This is a genomic window from Synechococcus sp. WH 8101, assembly GCF_004209775.1.
Classification (GTDB): Bacteria; Cyanobacteriota; Cyanobacteriia; order PCC-6307; family Cyanobiaceae; genus Synechococcus_C.
This window is the reverse complement of sequence record NZ_CP035914.1, coordinates 1,143,795-1,158,621: the sequence shown is the minus strand read 5'-3', so window position 1 is coordinate 1,158,621 and position 14,827 is coordinate 1,143,795. Positions and strand designations below refer to the sequence as shown.

General features: G+C 61.3%; 25 protein-coding genes. 18 read left to right on the top strand and 7 right to left on the bottom strand.

All coding sequences use genetic code 11. The features are described from left to right. Window positions 1–28: 28 nt before the first annotated feature. Window positions 29–451 carry an SLOG family protein gene (locus tag SynWH8101_RS05950; RefSeq protein ID WP_254428075.1) on the bottom strand — a complete coding sequence of 141 codons (423 nt, stop codon included), beginning with the start codon at window positions 449–451 and terminating at the stop codon, window positions 29–31. Between the two features lie 613 nt (window positions 452–1,064). Here SynWH8101_RS05950 and SynWH8101_RS05945 point away from each other — a divergent pair. The 7 genes from SynWH8101_RS05945 to SynWH8101_RS05915 all read left to right on the top strand — a co-directional run bounded on the left by SynWH8101_RS05945 (window position 1,065) and on the right by SynWH8101_RS05915 (window position 4,501). Beyond that, on the top strand, window positions 1,065–1,475 hold the full coding sequence (locus tag SynWH8101_RS05945; protein ID WP_130128972.1) for a hypothetical protein: 411 nt from the start codon (window positions 1,065–1,067) through the stop codon (window positions 1,473–1,475). A 189-nt stretch (window positions 1,476–1,664) separates the two neighbouring features. Further along, window positions 1,665–2,456, top strand: coding sequence for a type 1 glutamine amidotransferase (locus SynWH8101_RS05940; RefSeq protein WP_254428074.1), 792 nt, complete (start codon window positions 1,665–1,667; stop codon window positions 2,454–2,456). 161 nt (window positions 2,457–2,617) lie between these two features. Beyond that, complete coding sequence (locus tag SynWH8101_RS05935; RefSeq protein WP_130128971.1) at window positions 2,618–2,815, top strand: hypothetical protein; 198 nt, start codon at window positions 2,618–2,620, stop codon at window positions 2,813–2,815. 111 nt (window positions 2,816–2,926) lie between these two features. Beyond that, on the top strand, window positions 2,927–3,319 hold the full coding sequence (locus SynWH8101_RS05930; protein WP_130128964.1) for a hypothetical protein: 393 nt from the start codon (window positions 2,927–2,929) through the stop codon (window positions 3,317–3,319). 70 nt (window positions 3,320–3,389) lie between these two features. Beyond that, on the top strand, window positions 3,390–3,842 hold the full coding sequence (locus SynWH8101_RS05925; RefSeq protein ID WP_254428073.1) for a cyclic nucleotide-binding domain-containing protein: 453 nt from the start codon (window positions 3,390–3,392) through the stop codon (window positions 3,840–3,842). 89 nt (window positions 3,843–3,931) lie between these two features. Continuing rightward, window positions 3,932–4,090 carry a hypothetical protein gene (locus SynWH8101_RS05920; protein WP_254428072.1) on the top strand — a complete coding sequence of 53 codons (159 nt, stop codon included), beginning with the start codon at window positions 3,932–3,934 and terminating at the stop codon, window positions 4,088–4,090. A gap of 189 nt (window positions 4,091–4,279) precedes the next feature. Further along, window positions 4,280–4,501, top strand: a complete 222-nt coding sequence (locus tag SynWH8101_RS05915) for a hypothetical protein (RefSeq protein WP_130128969.1) — start codon at window positions 4,280–4,282, stop codon at window positions 4,499–4,501. Window positions 4,502–4,753: 252 nt separating this feature from the next. Here SynWH8101_RS05915 and SynWH8101_RS05910 read toward each other — a convergent pair whose 3' ends face one another. Continuing rightward, window positions 4,754–5,155, bottom strand: a complete 402-nt coding sequence (locus tag SynWH8101_RS05910; protein ID WP_130128968.1) for a hypothetical protein — start codon at window positions 5,153–5,155, stop codon at window positions 4,754–4,756. A gap of 283 nt (window positions 5,156–5,438) precedes the next feature. Here SynWH8101_RS05910 and SynWH8101_RS05905 point away from each other — a divergent pair, with 283 nt between their 5' ends. From SynWH8101_RS05905 to SynWH8101_RS14070, 10 genes are all read left to right on the top strand, one after another. Continuing rightward, entirely contained in the window at window positions 5,439–5,822 is a 384-nt protein-coding gene (locus SynWH8101_RS05905) for a hypothetical protein (protein ID WP_130128967.1), read from the top strand. 320 nt (window positions 5,823–6,142) lie between these two features. Then, window positions 6,143–6,367 carry a DUF2811 domain-containing protein gene (locus tag SynWH8101_RS05900; protein WP_130128966.1) on the top strand — a complete coding sequence of 75 codons (225 nt, stop codon included), beginning with the start codon at window positions 6,143–6,145 and terminating at the stop codon, window positions 6,365–6,367. A gap of 89 nt (window positions 6,368–6,456) precedes the next feature. Continuing rightward, window positions 6,457–6,723, top strand: a complete 267-nt coding sequence (locus tag SynWH8101_RS05895) for a hypothetical protein (RefSeq protein WP_130128965.1) — start codon at window positions 6,457–6,459, stop codon at window positions 6,721–6,723. 167 nt (window positions 6,724–6,890) lie between these two features. Beyond that, window positions 6,891–7,283, top strand: coding sequence for a hypothetical protein (locus SynWH8101_RS05890; RefSeq protein ID WP_130128964.1), 393 nt, complete (start codon window positions 6,891–6,893; stop codon window positions 7,281–7,283). A 70-nt stretch (window positions 7,284–7,353) separates the two neighbouring features. Beyond that, entirely contained in the window at window positions 7,354–7,806 is a 453-nt protein-coding gene (locus tag SynWH8101_RS05885; protein WP_254428071.1) for a cyclic nucleotide-binding domain-containing protein, read from the top strand. 89 nt (window positions 7,807–7,895) lie between these two features. Next, window positions 7,896–8,054 (top strand): hypothetical protein, encoded by a 159-nt coding sequence (locus tag SynWH8101_RS05880; RefSeq protein WP_254428070.1) that lies wholly within the window; start codon window positions 7,896–7,898, stop codon window positions 8,052–8,054. A gap of 130 nt (window positions 8,055–8,184) precedes the next feature. Beyond that, the gene (locus tag SynWH8101_RS05875) at window positions 8,185–8,463 is read left to right on the top strand and encodes a hypothetical protein (protein WP_254428069.1); all 279 of its coding nucleotides are present in this window, start codon (window positions 8,185–8,187) and stop codon (window positions 8,461–8,463) included. Window positions 8,464–8,571: 108 nt separating this feature from the next. Further along, the gene (locus tag SynWH8101_RS05870) at window positions 8,572–8,856 is read left to right on the top strand and encodes a DUF3104 domain-containing protein (RefSeq protein ID WP_130128962.1); all 285 of its coding nucleotides are present in this window, start codon (window positions 8,572–8,574) and stop codon (window positions 8,854–8,856) included. Between the two features lie 146 nt (window positions 8,857–9,002). Further along, on the top strand, window positions 9,003–10,283 hold the full coding sequence (locus SynWH8101_RS05865) for a hypothetical protein (protein WP_130128961.1): 1,281 nt from the start codon (window positions 9,003–9,005) through the stop codon (window positions 10,281–10,283). Then, on the top strand, window positions 10,280–10,678 hold the full coding sequence (locus tag SynWH8101_RS14070) for a hypothetical protein (RefSeq protein WP_165380935.1): 399 nt from the start codon (window positions 10,280–10,282) through the stop codon (window positions 10,676–10,678). Before SynWH8101_RS05865 ends, SynWH8101_RS14070 begins: the two co-directional genes overlap by 4 nt. Window positions 10,679–11,242: 564 nt before the next feature. Here SynWH8101_RS14070 and SynWH8101_RS05860 read toward each other — a convergent pair. The 5 genes from SynWH8101_RS05860 to SynWH8101_RS05840 form a co-directional block, all read right to left on the bottom strand. Then, window positions 11,243–11,410 (bottom strand): DUF4278 domain-containing protein, encoded by a 168-nt coding sequence (locus SynWH8101_RS05860; protein ID WP_130128960.1) that lies wholly within the window; start codon window positions 11,408–11,410, stop codon window positions 11,243–11,245. Between the two features lie 180 nt (window positions 11,411–11,590). Continuing rightward, window positions 11,591–11,803 carry a hypothetical protein gene (locus SynWH8101_RS05855; RefSeq protein ID WP_130128959.1) on the bottom strand — a complete coding sequence of 71 codons (213 nt, stop codon included), beginning with the start codon at window positions 11,801–11,803 and terminating at the stop codon, window positions 11,591–11,593. 53 nt (window positions 11,804–11,856) lie between these two features. Continuing rightward, window positions 11,857–12,150 carry a hypothetical protein gene (locus SynWH8101_RS05850; RefSeq protein WP_130128958.1) on the bottom strand — a complete coding sequence of 98 codons (294 nt, stop codon included), beginning with the start codon at window positions 12,148–12,150 and terminating at the stop codon, window positions 11,857–11,859. Window positions 12,151–12,194: 44 nt separating this feature from the next. Beyond that, a complete protein-coding gene (locus tag SynWH8101_RS05845; protein ID WP_130128957.1) occupies window positions 12,195–12,416 on the bottom strand; it encodes a hypothetical protein in 222 nt (73 codons plus the stop codon). 68 nt (window positions 12,417–12,484) lie between these two features. Next, complete coding sequence (locus SynWH8101_RS05840) at window positions 12,485–13,123, bottom strand: hypothetical protein (protein WP_165380934.1); 639 nt, start codon at window positions 13,121–13,123, stop codon at window positions 12,485–12,487. Window positions 13,124–13,349: 226 nt separating this feature from the next. Between SynWH8101_RS05840 and SynWH8101_RS05835 the strand changes: the two genes are divergently transcribed. After that, window positions 13,350–14,639: a glycoside hydrolase family protein gene (locus tag SynWH8101_RS05835; RefSeq protein WP_130128955.1), complete on the top strand. Its 1,290-nt coding sequence runs from the start codon at window positions 13,350–13,352 to the stop codon at window positions 14,637–14,639. The last annotated feature ends 188 nt before the right edge of the window (window positions 14,640–14,827 follow it).

Genomic DNA, 14,827 nt, shown 5'->3' with positions numbered 1-14,827 from the left:
TCAGAAGGCCGAGCACCGCCACAAGCAGCTATGCCCCTGGGATCTGCAGCACCGCGACCCGAAAGCAACTGGCGCGCTGCGCCATGCACCGGGCCTGCTCCAGCAATGAGCGCGTGCCCCGCTCGCCTGGAAAGCCGATCACCAGCAGGCCGCAGCCCTGCGGCAATGCCGCAACACGCTCCAGCGCAGTGACAAGCATCAGCCGATTCCGAATCGGGCCCGCTGAGCGGCCATGGCGATCCCAATGCGCCGGGCAGGGCCACTGAGGCCAACCCAGCTGCTCAGCGGCAGCGGCAATCGCCTGATCGGCGCCGCGGGCTGCGCCATGGAACAAGGCCTGAACCAAGCGGCCACGGGAGACCTCAAGCAGATGGGCCGCAACCCGCTCCACCGGCCAGGTGAGATCACGGCCGCCACCAGCCACCATCACCAGTTGCGTGCAACCAGACAAGGGATCTGACGAAACAACAGGCGGCGCCAATGCGGCGGCACCAGAACAAAAATTTCGAGCCAATTTTCAGGAAGCAAAAGACAGCAGCAGCAAGGGAATCAGCGGGCGAGAGACCCTCCCCTGAGCATCCTCTTATTCTATCAATACAGGCGTACTATGCGCTAGGCTAAACAGGTAGTTTCGGGCTCTCTTCTTAGAACTTAATGCGCCCAAATCTTCCCGCCCAAGGCATAAGCAGCGCCGCTATTTCAACAAGAGCAAGGCACATCACCAAACGCCAGCAACGCAGCCACCACAGCCGCTTCCATGCACCTCAGAGCGGCCTCAATGCGCCGGGCCACCGCAGTCGCGGGAGACCATTTATGCCAGCAGAACCCAAACCACCCACCCCGGTGGCGGCGAGGAATAGAACCCACACGCGAGGGCAAGGGCCGATCAGCGCATCGCGCCTTGATCGGCTCGCGCAGCCCTGGCGCCGCGTGGCATCCTCTTCCCCCGCCGCCGGGGGGTAACCACCAACTAAACGGCTTTAACAAAGCTTGTATGAACGCCCCAAAACAGACAACACAAGGTCATCGTCAAGAGAAGCAAACACCAAAGCGCATCCGGTTCCATGTCAGTCGTCAACCGCTGCGCAGTCAGCATCCAGGCCCGGCAGCCTCTCATCGATTGGGCCATGACAGTGGCACCGGAAGGATGTGAATGCTTTGGATTTCCACCACATGTGTATCTGATCCCCGAATATGACTCCGCTGAAGACGGAGAGGAGCTACTTGCAGAGTGCTGTGAGTGGATTTTTGAGGAAGAGCTCTGCACATGGTCGTACGACCGAGACCTCTGGCCGCAGGATCGGAACCTGGAACAGTTTCAGCAATGGTTCACTGCCATCCTTCATCCGCTTGTCATCGACGCAGATGATGAGGAAGAACTGCGCAACCACCCCTCAGCAGAAGAACAGGCTGCCTTTGACGCAATGGCCAGAAAGCTCCGGCGTGCTGATGGCGGACAAGGGTTCGCTGATTGATCACAATCCGCTCAGCGCGATACCTTCTGATCCCAGAACGCGCAGAACGACACAGCGGCCGTAACAACGCCGGCGAGCAGGGCGAATTCCATCGATGGGCATCCAACTGTTTCGGTACCCATCGTCTCCAAGCCTCCTGGCCTGGTCTGCAGCAACCACAACAAACAAGCCTGGTCGGCTCATCCGACAGTGACATCGTCCTGCCGAATTCTGCTGAGTCATGGCCTCGGCGTTTCCCTGATGGCCGATCGATTGCTGGTGCTTCAACACCTTGCCTGTGAGGGGCCGGATCTCATCGCAGATCTGGCACTGGAGCGTGGCCTGGCTATTGAGGTCTTTCGCACCGATCGCGGCGATCGCCTACCCGATCACACCGAAACGCACGGCAGTATCGCCCTGGTGCTCGGTGGCCCGATGAGCACCTCCGATCCCCTGCCCTGGCTGCAACAGGAGCTCGAGTGGATCCGATGCAGACACCAGAAGCAACAACCGATTCTGGGCATCTGCCTTGGGGCCCAGCTCCTCGCCATCGCCGCTGGCGGCTCGGTGGAACCTCTGCGGGTCGGTGAACCACCCATGCCCTTGAAAGAAGTTGGCTACGGCGCCATTCATTGGCTCAGGAACGCGGAGCAGGAACCCGTGCTCAGGGGCATGAATCCGAGCGAAACTGTTTTGCACTGGCATGGCGATCGCATTCGCCTCCCCGCCTCAGCGACATTGCTGGCCTCCTCCTTGCACTGCCGCGAGCAGGTCTTTCGCATCGCACAGCATGCGTTCGCTCTGCAATGCCATCTCGAAGTGAGTGGTCCAAATCTGGAGCAGTGGATCCAAGAGGATCGGGACTACGTCATCGCTGCGATGGGAGCCGATGGTCCGGAGCAATTGCTTCAGGACTGGTCCCGGCTGCACCCCCAGATCGAACTGCAGGCCCGCAGACTCTTCTCCAACCTGCTCGATCAATGGAGCCACCCTTTGCAATGAACCAGGGAACGAAGTTTCTGATCCGCACATGCACACATCAACCGGTGACAACCACGACCAAATCAACTGCCAATCGCCTTGATCCCAAAGCCGATCTGCAGATCCCATACCATTCCCCGGCTCTCGTTTTTCACTGAAAGGAAGCGACCAACACTGACCTCATGTTTGTCATTCAGGTTCTCCATCCCGATGGTTGGCGAGAGCAAGGGCGTTGCAGCAGCGAATACTGGGCCCATCAGGAAGCCCAGACCCGTTGCTGTTCCGACGGACGGCACTACCGGATCCTTCATCCCGACAACAGTGCCGTGATCGCCACGCTCGACACCACCTGCTGCCCCCATCGCTTGCTGCAGGGCTGATCGGGTCCACCCGCGCTTCGCCTCATCAGCTGACGGGCGCCATGGACGTTTCTACGGTTGAGCGCAGGGGGTTCGCTGGGACACCGACAGGCGCGGTTCAGCTACGGGCGCATGGGAGTGGTGAATCGTTGCGCCATCGGCGTCCGCGCCCGTTCCCCCATGCGGGCCTGGGCCCATGAAATGGAACCAGAAGCGCCCCTGATCGATGATCTCGAACCCTCCCTCTATCTGATCCCCATCCAGGATCAGGACCGCCCCCCAGACGAGCGCCTGCGGGAGCATTACCAGCCGATCTTTCAGGAGGAGCTGCGCTGCTGGTGTGAGGACCCGAGCTTCTGGCCCCAACCGCTCACACTCGAGTTGTTCTTGCTCTGGTTCGATGTGCGCTTCTACGGCCTGATCGATGATCTCCACATGGCTGAACCCCTGCGCAATCAACCCACTCCAGACGAACGCCAGCTGCTTGAGGAGCTGCTCAAGGAGATCAACGACAGCAAGCCCTGACTGGCAACAGCGGGCTCTGGCGCCGCTGCGCTGCTCTGCCTACAACTCCATCAAGTCCCTGACGTTGGCGATGGAGATTCTCAGCCAGCGCACCCTGCCCACACCCCTTGAGCTGATCGCGGAACAGAGTGGTGCCGATCGCTGGTTCCTGCCTACGGGCAGCCTGATCGTGCAGCAAGGCGATCCGGTCCGCGCCATCTTTGCCGTCGAGCGCGGGCTGGTGTCACTCGATGGCCCGAACATCGCCTCAGCCTCTCGCTGCCGCAGCGGCGATCTCTTCTCCTATCCCGATCTCGCCTCACGGCATCAGCGCCATCAACTGGCGGCCAGGGCGCTCACGCCCGTGCAGCTGCTGTGCCTGGATCGGTCTTCCTTTCTCGAGCTCATCCATCGCCACCCGACGCTGGTGATTGAGCTGCTGCAACAGCAATACGGCCGTCTCCGCGCCCAGCGCCGGCAGAGCGCCATTGCACCGGCTCCCTTCCCCTTCCATGGCACCGAAAAGGAGCACAACGCCGCCTGATCAGCTCCATCCCAATCAGCCTCCGCGCCAACGTGCACCAATGGGTTAACCCAGGGTTAACCTTGATGCAGGAACACCAGGAGGTGGTCATGTCCACAACCCAGCAACTGGTGCAGTTGATGCAACTGGAAGAACGGGCACGCACCTGCACCAACCGCGCAGAAGCACGGCTGTTCATCGCCGATGCCGAGGCCGCCAAACGCAAGCTCTGGGGCAACAGCGCCGACGCCCTGCGGACCCACTTCTGAATTCACAGGTCCAACCAATCGCGTCTGGCTTGGAGCACTGTCGGCCCACAGAGCAGCGCGAGGTCTGACCCCATCCAGCCACGGGCCTGCTCACCCGGCAAGGATCGAGCCATGCACTCCTGCGGGGTGTCCTTGCCTGAGGGTTGCGCGGCCGTGCCTCACCGGTGGTGTCCCTCGCGATTGCGCTCCATGGCCTGCGCTGTTCAACCCCTCTCCTGTCCGATCCGTTTCCTCTGCATTCATCGCTACGCGCCCGGTGTGCGCAAAGGCGGCACCAGCCCCTATGAGCTGCAGTGGCTCGGTAAGCGCGGCAAACCCGTCAAAACAAAGCGCCTGATTCCCGCTGAGCGCGCCCATGCCATCGCCCGCAAGCTGCAGGGCACACTCGGCGTCACCGTCTCGGTGCTCTGAGCTGCAGGGCTTGCCATCAAAAAACCCCCGCTCCAGGCGGGGCTCAGCAGTTGACTCAGGCGGCAGGTCGCCTCAGTACCGCTCACTTGCGGTAGGTCGTGCCGTCACCACCGCAGCAACCTGGAGCCGTTGAGAGTGCAGTGCTTGATCTCCGGATGAACGACGAAGTGCTGGCAGGACAATCAAAAAACGATCACTGCATACCCGAGGGAATCGTCAAGGTGGTGGCAAGTCCTGCCACGCCGGCGATGGTCAAGACGGTGTCCTGCAGCGACGTTTGAGCAGCGCCTGCAGGCGGGGCACTGCATCTGGCTGGGCCTGCATCAGAAACGCCTCGCGTTCGAGCAAGCGGTTGGTGTGGTGATAGTTCCGCAGCAGGATCGCGCTGATCTCACGTTCCACCACCGGATTCAAAGGGCCGCTGACTCCCAGGGGCGTCAACTGACCCGACGGGCAGCTCTGGATGGCATGCACCGCCTCATGCAGAAAGGTCTGGCGGGCAATCCCCAGAGGGATCGTGACCGGCGCAATCCACAGCGTTCGGCTCTTGCTTTCAAACAATCCATACGCACCGCGTTTGGGTGGCGGCGCCAGTCGGATCTGGAAGCCATAGGCCTGGAGCTCACGGGCCAGCTGCTGAACCTGAGTTGGCAATTGCCCCTGTCTGTCCTGGGATCCAGCCCAGGACGGTGACGCTGCCATGACGGCAGTCACAAGCCCTGCCCACGCCCATGCCAGCGCCTGCGGCAACAACGGCAACAGCAACGGAACGTGACCCCTCACCCCTGCACCGACTCTGTCCTCAGCAGAACACAGCCAGAACAGCCAGCCCGGGCTACACCCTCCACGATCCGCATCGCTCTGTCGTTCTTGCCACTGCTCTCACGCTCACGCGCACGCGCACGCAGGGGATGATGGGCCCATAGCGATGGATGCGATGGCACGCCTGGAAGCCGTTCTCGGCGGCATGGAGCACGGTCCGACATTTCAGGCCGATCTCGAGCGACTCAACACCGAACTCGCTGGTCACCTCGAGTGGTTGGATCCCCGCAATGCGGAACTCAGGCTCGCCTGCGGACCCGATGTTCTCCTGGTCACGGTGCTGCTGGAACGCCTCAGCCCCGATGGGCTCCGCATCCTCGCCACCAGCCGTGAGGGCATGGGCACCGGTGCACCCCACACCACCGCATCCCTCGAACGGGTTCTGAACTGGCTGCAGCAGCGCCAGCCAAGCGCTCAGCTCAGCTACCGCTCCGATCGCGATGGCCCCCTGCAGCAACAAGCATCGATCGCGACTCCAGATGCCCCTGCTCCGCACTGATCAGCAGCGGTGAACAGCGCTGTTTTCACCATCTCGCGCGCGGCATTCCACACCATTTCCACAGCCTTGAACCGCTCAATCAGCCGCGACCACGGCCTTCCCAGCCAGAACCGTGGAAAAGCCTCTTTCCACTTGACGCGGGGCGCCGGCAACTCCAAGCACTGTGTCCCAGAGCACAAACGACCACTTAAAACCCAGTAGCAGCGGGGATTCTCAATAGCGTCTCTCGCCTCTGCCGCTCTTTTGACAGCACTCCTCGCCCTGTGGCCAGATGGGGTCGTTGAAAACGAGAGAGCGTGTTGCAGGAGACACCCGATGCCATGCCCGTTCACGTGAGTGTGGAAAACCAACTCCCAGAAGATCTCTATCGGGCGATGGGCCTGTTCATCTCCGAGCATCCCCAATGGGACCAGTACCGCCTGGTGCAGGCCGCCATCGCCGGATTTCTGTTCCAGCAGGGCTGCAAAGAGCGTTCGGTCGTGCGCCACTACCTCGGTGGTCTCTTTCGCCGCAACGACTGCCCAGCCTCACAGCCTCTGCTGTGATCCCAGCGAACTGCCACATCGGGCCGTTGCCGACTCAGCGATCCGGCGTCTCCATGGGTGCAGCTCCGCTGCTTCTGTGCACTGACGTCATGGCCCCCTGCTTTCTGCTCCGAGACGGCCGCAAACAGCTCTTTGATCAGGTCCCCGATGGCCTGGCGCTGTACCGCTACCAGGACCAGGGAGGTCAGGACATCCAGGCTCTGCTCGATCCCGCCAGCCAGCAACGGCTTCTCGGTGCCCAGCCCCAGCCCAGGCGTCACAGTCACGGTTCTGCCCTCAAAGCGCGCACGATCGAGGGCGGCAAGGTCCGTCCCCTCCGGCGACCCCACCCGCAGAGCGCACGCCGGAGCGCCTGATCAGCATCAGGCCCCCCACTTCTTGCCGGTTCTGCATCACAGCGTGCACAAGCCGATGGCACTACTGGAGATCAGCTGACGGGCGCCATGGCCGTTTCTACGGTTGAGCGCAGGTCAACCTGAACACAACGTTCAGTGCTGACGAGGTGGTTCTGAGGTGGTGGCGCATGGGAGTGGTTAATCGTTGCGCCATCGGCGTCCGCGCCCGTTCCCCCATGCGGGCCTGGGCCCATGAAATGGAACCAGAAGCGCCCCTGATCGATGATCTCGAACCCTCCCTCTATCTGATCCCCATCCAGGATCAGGACCGCCCCCCAGACGAGCGCCTGCGGGAGCATTACCAGCCGATCTTTCAGGAGGAGCTGCGCTGCTGGTGTGAGGACCCGAGCTTCTGGCCCCAACCGCTCACACTCGAGTTGTTCTTGCTCTGGTTCGATGTGCGCTTCTACGGCCTGATCGATGATCTCCACATGGCTGAACCCCTGCGCAATCAACCCACTCCAGACGAACGCCAGCTGCTTGAGGAGCTGCTCAAGGAGATCAACGACAGCAAGCCCTGACTGGCAACAGCGGGCTCTGGCGCCGCTGCGCTGCTCTGCCTACAACTCCATCAAGTCCCTGACGTTGGCGATGGAGATTCTCAGCCAGCGCACCCTGCCCACACCCCTTGAGCTGATCGCGGAACAGAGTGGTGCCGATCGCTGGTTCCTGCCTACGGGCAGCCTGATCGTGCAGCAAGGCGATCCGGTCCGCGCCATCTTTGCCGTCGAGCGCGGGCTGGTGTCACTCGATGGCCCGAACATCGCCTCAGCCTCTCGCTGCCGCAGCGGCGATCTCTTCTCCTATCCCGATCTCGCCTCACGGCATCAGCACCATCAACTGGCGGCCAGGGCGCTCACGCCCGTGCAGCTGCTGCGCCTGGATCGGTCTTCCTTTCTCGAGCTCATCCATCGCCACCCGACGCTGGTGATCGAGCTGCTGCAACGGCAATACGGCCGTCTCCGCGCCCAGCGCCGGCAGAGCGCCATTGCACCGGCTCCCTTCCCCTTCCATGGCACCGAAAAGGAGCACAACGCCGCCTGATCAGCTCCATCCCAATCAGCCTCCGCGCCAACGCGCACCAATGGGTTAACCCAGGGTTAACTTTAATGCAGGAACACCAGGAGGTGGTCATGACCACAACCCAGCAACTGGTGCAGTTGATGCAGCTGGAAGAACGGGCACGCACCTGCACCAACCGCGCAGAAGCGCGGCTGTTCATCGCCGATGCCGAGGCCGCCAAACGCAAGCTCTGGGGCAACAGCGCCGACGCCCTGCGGACCCACTTCTGAATTCACAGGTCCAACCAACCGCGTTGGCTTGGAGCACTGCCTGCCACAGAGCAGCGCGAGGTCTGACCCCATCCAGCCACGGGCCTGCTCACCCGGCAAGGATCGAGCCATGCACCCCTGCGGGGAGTCCTTGCCTGAGGGTTTCGCGGCCGTGGTCTTGCGGTGGGGTCCCTCGCACTTCCGCTCCATGGCCTGTGCTGTTCAACCTCTCTCCTGTCCGATCCGCTTCCTCTGCATCCATCGCTATGCGCCCGGTGTCCCCAAAGGCGGCACCAGCCCCTATGAGCTGCAGTGGCTCGGTAAGCGCGGCAAACCCGTCAAAACCAAGCGCCTGATTCCCGCTGAGCGCGCCCATGCCATCGCCCGCAAGCTGCAGGGCACACCCGGCGTCACCGTCTCGGCGCTCTGAGGCGCAGGGCCTCACCCAGCTGCCTGCCAACTCGCAGGTGGCTGGGTGAATTGGCATGGCAGCAACGCGTAACTCCGCCTACCCTCAAGAACAGGTGTTCTACTCACGGTGTCGGTTGATCACTCCCCTCCGCAGAAGCCACTTCCAGCGGAGGCGCGACCAGTCTTCCTAGGCCTGCAGCAGGGCATGACGGTGATCGTGCGTCATGACCCGATGCCCGGCGAGCCCCAGGACCGTGACTGGTGGATGGGTCAGGTGATCCACTGCGAGGGCGGGGCCAGGGACCCGAAGGCGTGGTCGATGTTCCAGATCGCAGATGTGGATTCCGGCGTGATCCGCTGGGTCAACGGTGATCTGGTGACGCATGTGCTGCCAGCAGGACAGGGGAAGTGAGCGGAGCGGCGGGAACTCAGGGACCACGCTGTGAGCAAAGTCACAGGCACCTTTGACGCAGGTCATCGAGTGGACCGGTGATTCGGGAGATGGTGTGTGCATCGGAGGGAGAGATCCCGAAGACATACACCTCAAAAACTTAGGAAATGGCCTTCAAAACTCTCACTGCGAATCCTAAGAAAGAACAGTCTGGCATGGCTTTCCAGTCATCGGTCACACTTGACGCAGCCGATGAGACAAATTCTAAAGGCACTGTGGTCGAGCAAAGCACTTTTCTGGCACCCACAGCGTGGGGTGCTGCCGTGGGAAGTGGAGCATCGATTGCAACCTTGATTGTTGATGACGCTCTTGTTCTGCTCAAAAAAACAAAATATGGAAAATATTATGATGGGGCCAAGCTGGCAATCGAATCAGCAGCTGGCCTGGTACTCAACGAGGGCCTCGAGGTTTCCAAAGATCACGAGCGTGGAGGATGGGGCGATGGCTACCTTGACTTCGCGGAAGATGTAGCACTGACCATTGGGGGGAACTACGTTGGCGCAGCTGTCGCAACAGCAGTCCTTGGTGCAGCTGCTCCTGCTCTTGCGTCAGCTGCCATTGGAGTAGGAATCGCGTCGCTAGCGGGAGGATTCTATAGCTGGGTCAAGGATAAGGTGTCGAACTGGACCTCAGAAGATTACCCCGAGACCCTGTTCCCGCCTTCATCCTTTGATGAGGTGATTGTGCCTTTTGAGAGTATTAATAGTACAAATGGAATTATTCGCAGATTCCATTCGAACGAGATTCGCTTCTCCCTGGGGATGGATCTTCCAGGCAACCAAGTGCCTACGGTACAGGCAGCCGAGGCACTCAGTCATCACCAGCCCAATCTCAAATCGCGCAGCCAGCGAGTGGCGGCCACCCGGGAAGTGATCCTCAACAAGACCAGCACGAAGCGACAAGTCAGCAATCCAGACAAAGCCAACCCGGAGAGATCACAGTACGGGAGTCCGCTCAAGATCGTTCACACTCAAGCGCTCAGCCGAGCAACAACAATGGCAATTCGCCGGAAGGACCAAGATGGGAGCGCACTCAGGGCTCCAGTGAGTGCGAAGATTCAGATACCGGAGAGACCGAAACCTGTGGATGGCAAAGAGAAGTCGACAAAGACGGAAACCCAACCGGCAACTGGCGAGTTACCAATGAAAACGGCAGCCCAGAAGGCGCTGTTGTATTCCAGGATAAAGACACTGACAACGATGGAACGCCTGACAGTCACGACAATTATCCAGAGGATGCGTCCCAGAGTGTGGAAAATCCTGAACAAACAGGTGGGAGCGGCTCATCCGCTGGACAACATGAAGACCTGCGGGGTATTCAAGTCGATATCGACTATGGCCCTGACGGAGAATCAGCTGAGGGTTACTCAGGTGAGCACGATGAATTGATTGGATTCAATCCCTGGATTGATTACGGCCCAGATGGCAAGAAAGAACAGGGTTACAAAGGAGAGCATGACGACTTGATTGGCCTGAATCCACGTGTTGATTGGGACCGGGACCATGCCAACACAGGTGAATTCAAAGGCAATGCCCTGACCGAACTCCTTGGCAAAATCAATCCCCGCTCTATTCATGAATCTCTGGCTTCCACTACAACTCTCGAGGATAGCCTGCAAGCTAAAAACATGGGACTAATGGAGCCTGAATCTATCTATGACAATCAAGCAGCCAACCTCTTTGCCGGCGCCAATGGCAGTGCAATTGGATTTGGTTCTGGAGTCACTATTGAAGAGATTGAGACCGATGGCAACCTGTCGCTCGTAGCCATTGACTTCTTCTAAATATAAATACCAGGAAACCTGATTCCTATTGACCGAAAGCAATACAAGACCCTACAGAGAAATGCAGGGGGTATCATCATCGATCTCCCGATAACTCATTCGTACCCCGCCACTTGGCGGGTTTTTTCTTGCTCGCTTGACCAACACCTCACCTTTCACCAGCAGGTCGTTCTATGTAACCGATCCATAGCCGCCTTCGCACAGCTGACGGCACCAACGTTGTCTCACAGCGTTCTCGGGGCTGTGGAGCTTCTGGTTGTCATCCAGCTCTGGCCATGGACCGGCTAACTGCTTCAGGTCTTCGGTCGGGCCTGAGCGTTTCTGGCGCCGCTGCTCAGTTCTCACCCTCCGTTTTAGGAATTTCGATCACTCCTCATCCATCCCAGTCACCATCCCCTCCAATGTCTTCAGCGCGTTGAGGTTGACCAGCTGCTGCTGAGCCTGGTTGAGCATCGTCTGGCCACAAGGACAGCGCCCTCTAGGCCGCAGGGCTTGCCATCAAAAAAGCCCCGCTCCAGGCGGGGCTCAGCAGTTGACTCAGGCGGCAAGCCGCCTCAGTACCGCTCACTTGCGATAGGTCGTGCCGCGATAGGTCAGGGCAGGGTGAACTGCCGTGGCTGCTGCACCTTTGCGTTCGGCCACGGCCTGGCCCCGGTAGGTCAGGGCAGGCTTGGTCATCGTCACGGCAGCGTGGCGCTGCTGGACAGTCTGGCCGCGATAGGTCAGGGTCATGATTCAGTTCCTCGGAGCAAGTCCAGGTCCCCGTTCCTTGGCCTGGATCGAACTGCGCTCCACGCAAGTGGTGGAGTGAACGCTTGGTAGCTGTTGCTACATCCCCTTCTTAGACCCGGCGTCAACCACCGTGGCGTTCGCGCCGTTACCAAAGCCACTGAATCCCAGCACAAATCCCCGTCAGAACTCAAGCTTCAGGACGATCTCGGCGTCAAAGCGGTGGTCGGTGGCGTCGGTGAAAAAAGCGCAGGCGCCGCTGATCAGATCCAGGGCGATCACGTAATCGATCAAGCCTCCGGCATCGGCAGCAAACAGGGCCGCCACCTGATCGTCATCGCCCCGTCGTTCCGCCACCTGTCCGTTGCAGAAGACGATGCGCAGAACCTGATCCATAACAGCTGATGTGGCTGCCACAGGGTTCCGGGTTCCGAGCTCAGGACTCCGCCTCAGCGGTCCGGATCGATCACGTCCTCAGATCTGCCCCATGCCGATGCACCACCAGATCGGAACTGCTTCTCCCGATCGGCAGCACTCGGGCCATCCAGGGCCTCCAGCTTGATCGCCAGGCCCATCACCGTGGTCAGCAATCCCCCCAGCACCGCAAAGGCGCGTTCCTGGCCGTCATCGCACTGCTTCCCCTGCAGCGCACCCACGCTGCAACCGGCAAACAGCAGCACAGCGCAGGACGCTGTCGCCACCACCACACCGGTGATCAACCGTTTCACCCACTGTCCAGCCATTCCATTGCCTCCATCGCCCCCCAGGGTTCCGGGACAGGTCCAGCTCACTCCTTCTCCAGCTCACTGACCAACGGGCGACTCCCCAGGATCCGGCCGCTGCGTCGCTCCTTGATGCAGGCACGCACCAACCCGTCCGCCAACCGGCACGACGCCTGCATCGCATACGCACCAGCCGCCATCGGCCCGTTGCTCTCCAGGGCCCGCGACACAGGCGTCACCAGCGCCGCACTCAGCAGCACCGCCGCGATCCAGTCCCTCGCTCCCATCCCGCCTCCTTGCTGGCCAACGCCTTGCTGCTTGCTTCCCTCCTGCCTCGCTGCTCCTGAGATCACTTTCAAAACAGAATCCGCTCAATGCCGCTGCTCACCGCATCCAGACGCTGCAACGCACCCGCAGGAATCCGCTCCGCTCCTTGCCAGTGCACCAGCACATAGCCCCGGACATCCGCAGCATCGCTCAGGCCGCACACCAGCCAGGGGCTCGGCGCATCCCTGAGCAGACGCGGCCTTGGCGACGGGTGGCGCAGCGGGCCCTGCCAGCACAGCTCAAACAGCATCGCCGCCAGCGCCGGTTGCATGTTCTCGTGCATCAAGCCACCCGTCGCTGTCGGCCAGCCCGCTGTTGATTCATTCGCCCAGATCTCCTCCACACCGATGGCGGAATGGCGCGCAATCAGCGCGATCTGCGTCGGCTGGTACTCCTGCACATACGAACCCAGCAGCTCCATCACCTGGCGCTGGCTCTCCGGTCTGCGCCGGAAGATCGCCGCCAGCGAAGTCTCCTGCCGTTGCAGCAATCGCTCCATCACCTGCTCGGGGTAGCGCCACAGCATCCAGGCGCTCGCCAGCAAAGGCGCCAGGCTGACGATCGAAAACGCCTTCCACAGCGCTCCACCAACACTCCCCGGTGGCCGGAGCCAATCGCGGATCAGGGCCCAGAGCGAGGCTGGCCACTCACCCGGCCTGAGCTCCATTCCCCCCGGCAGTTCTCCTGCCCCCGTCTGCTCTGCAGCTGAGGGCACCGGGAGGGATGACGCCGGAGATGGAGGAGATGGAGGAGAGGGAGGAGAGGGAGAAGAGGGCGGTGACGCCGAGAAGAAGCGATCGAGCCGAACACGCAACACAACACCTGCACAGGACCGTCACAGGGTTCCGGCCCCGGAATCCTCTGGTGGTCCTTCTCCTGCTCACCGGTTCCCCATGGCAAACCCGCGTCAGCCTCAGCGTCAGCGCCGCATCTGCTCCGCCGCCCGTCAGCTGATCCAGTCCTTTGAGGGGCTCGAGCTCCGCAGTTATCCCGATCCCGGTTCCGGAGGTGCTCCCTGGACCTGCTGCTGGGGTCACACCGGACCTGACGTCCACCCGAATCAGACCTACACCAGCTCGGACTGCGAGCGACTCTTCTCCAGCGACCTGGCGCGTTTTGAACAAGGCGTCGAGGCGCTCCTCCCAGGTCTCCCCCAGCACCAGTTCTGTGCCCTGGTCAGCTGGGCCTTCAATGTCGGGCTCCATGCCGTCGAAGGCAGCAGCCTGCGCCGGCGCATCCAGGCCGGTGAACCGTCAGCCCTGGTCATCGCGCAGGAGCTGCCCCGCTGGAACAAAGGCGCAGGCGGCGTTCTCGCCGGCCTGAACCGCAGGCGCGCTGCGGAAGTGGAGCATGCCATCACTGCTGATCCAGACACACCAGCCGTTCCCGGAACAGCCAGCGATCCCGCAGGAACCACTACTGCGATCGAGCTCGCCGATTTCTTCTCCCACTACGCCGCTCTGCCCCACCAGCGCCAGGCCATCGCCAGGCTCCAGCACGCCCTTCAGGGCCATCCCGTCCTTGAGGCCAGCCACGCCTGGGTGCAGACCTACCGGACGCCAACCACTTCCGAGCAGGCAAGAGCTGAGTCCCAGCACCAGCGCTCAGCCACCACGATCCAGCTCAGCGTTCCCTACTTCCCTCAGCACGACAGCGACACCGCCCATGGCGATCGCATGTGCTTCTCCAGCACCAACGCCATGCTGCTCGAATTCCTCAGACCTGGGAGCCTGACCAGCACCAGATCCGGGCCACACCAGCAACCCGACGACCTCTACCTCCGCCATCTCCTCAACCACCACGGCGACACCACCTCAGCGGCCGCTCAGATCCAGGCCCTCCGCCATTGGGGCATCAGCGCCAGATTCCGCACCGATGGCACACCCCAACACCTGATCGCCCAGCTCCAGCGCGGTATCCCCATCCCCATCGGTGTGCTCCACAAGGGCAGCTGGCAGCAACCCACAGGTGGTGGGCACTGGCTCCTCATCGTCGGTATCGACACCACCACCGAGCAGTGGATCGTCCATGACCCCGCCGGCGAGATGCACGTCCGCAGCGGTGGTTATGGCCCCCGATCCGCCACCGCAGGACGTTCCATCCGCTACTCCTTTGAGGGCCTCAACGCCCGTTGGCTGATCGAGGGACCCGCCAGCGGCTGGTTCATTCAGGCCGACGACTGAGCAAGGGCGAGGAGCTGGGGGGAGAGGCGAACGGCCCTCCATACGTTGTCAGCAACCTGAACGATGGATCCATGCCTCAACACATAGCGGACAAGGCTTGGATAAAAACCAAGGACATGGCTGGGCAGCTGGGTTGCCATCCCAACACTCTGCGAAACTTGCGTAAAGCTGGATATTTCAAGGAAGGG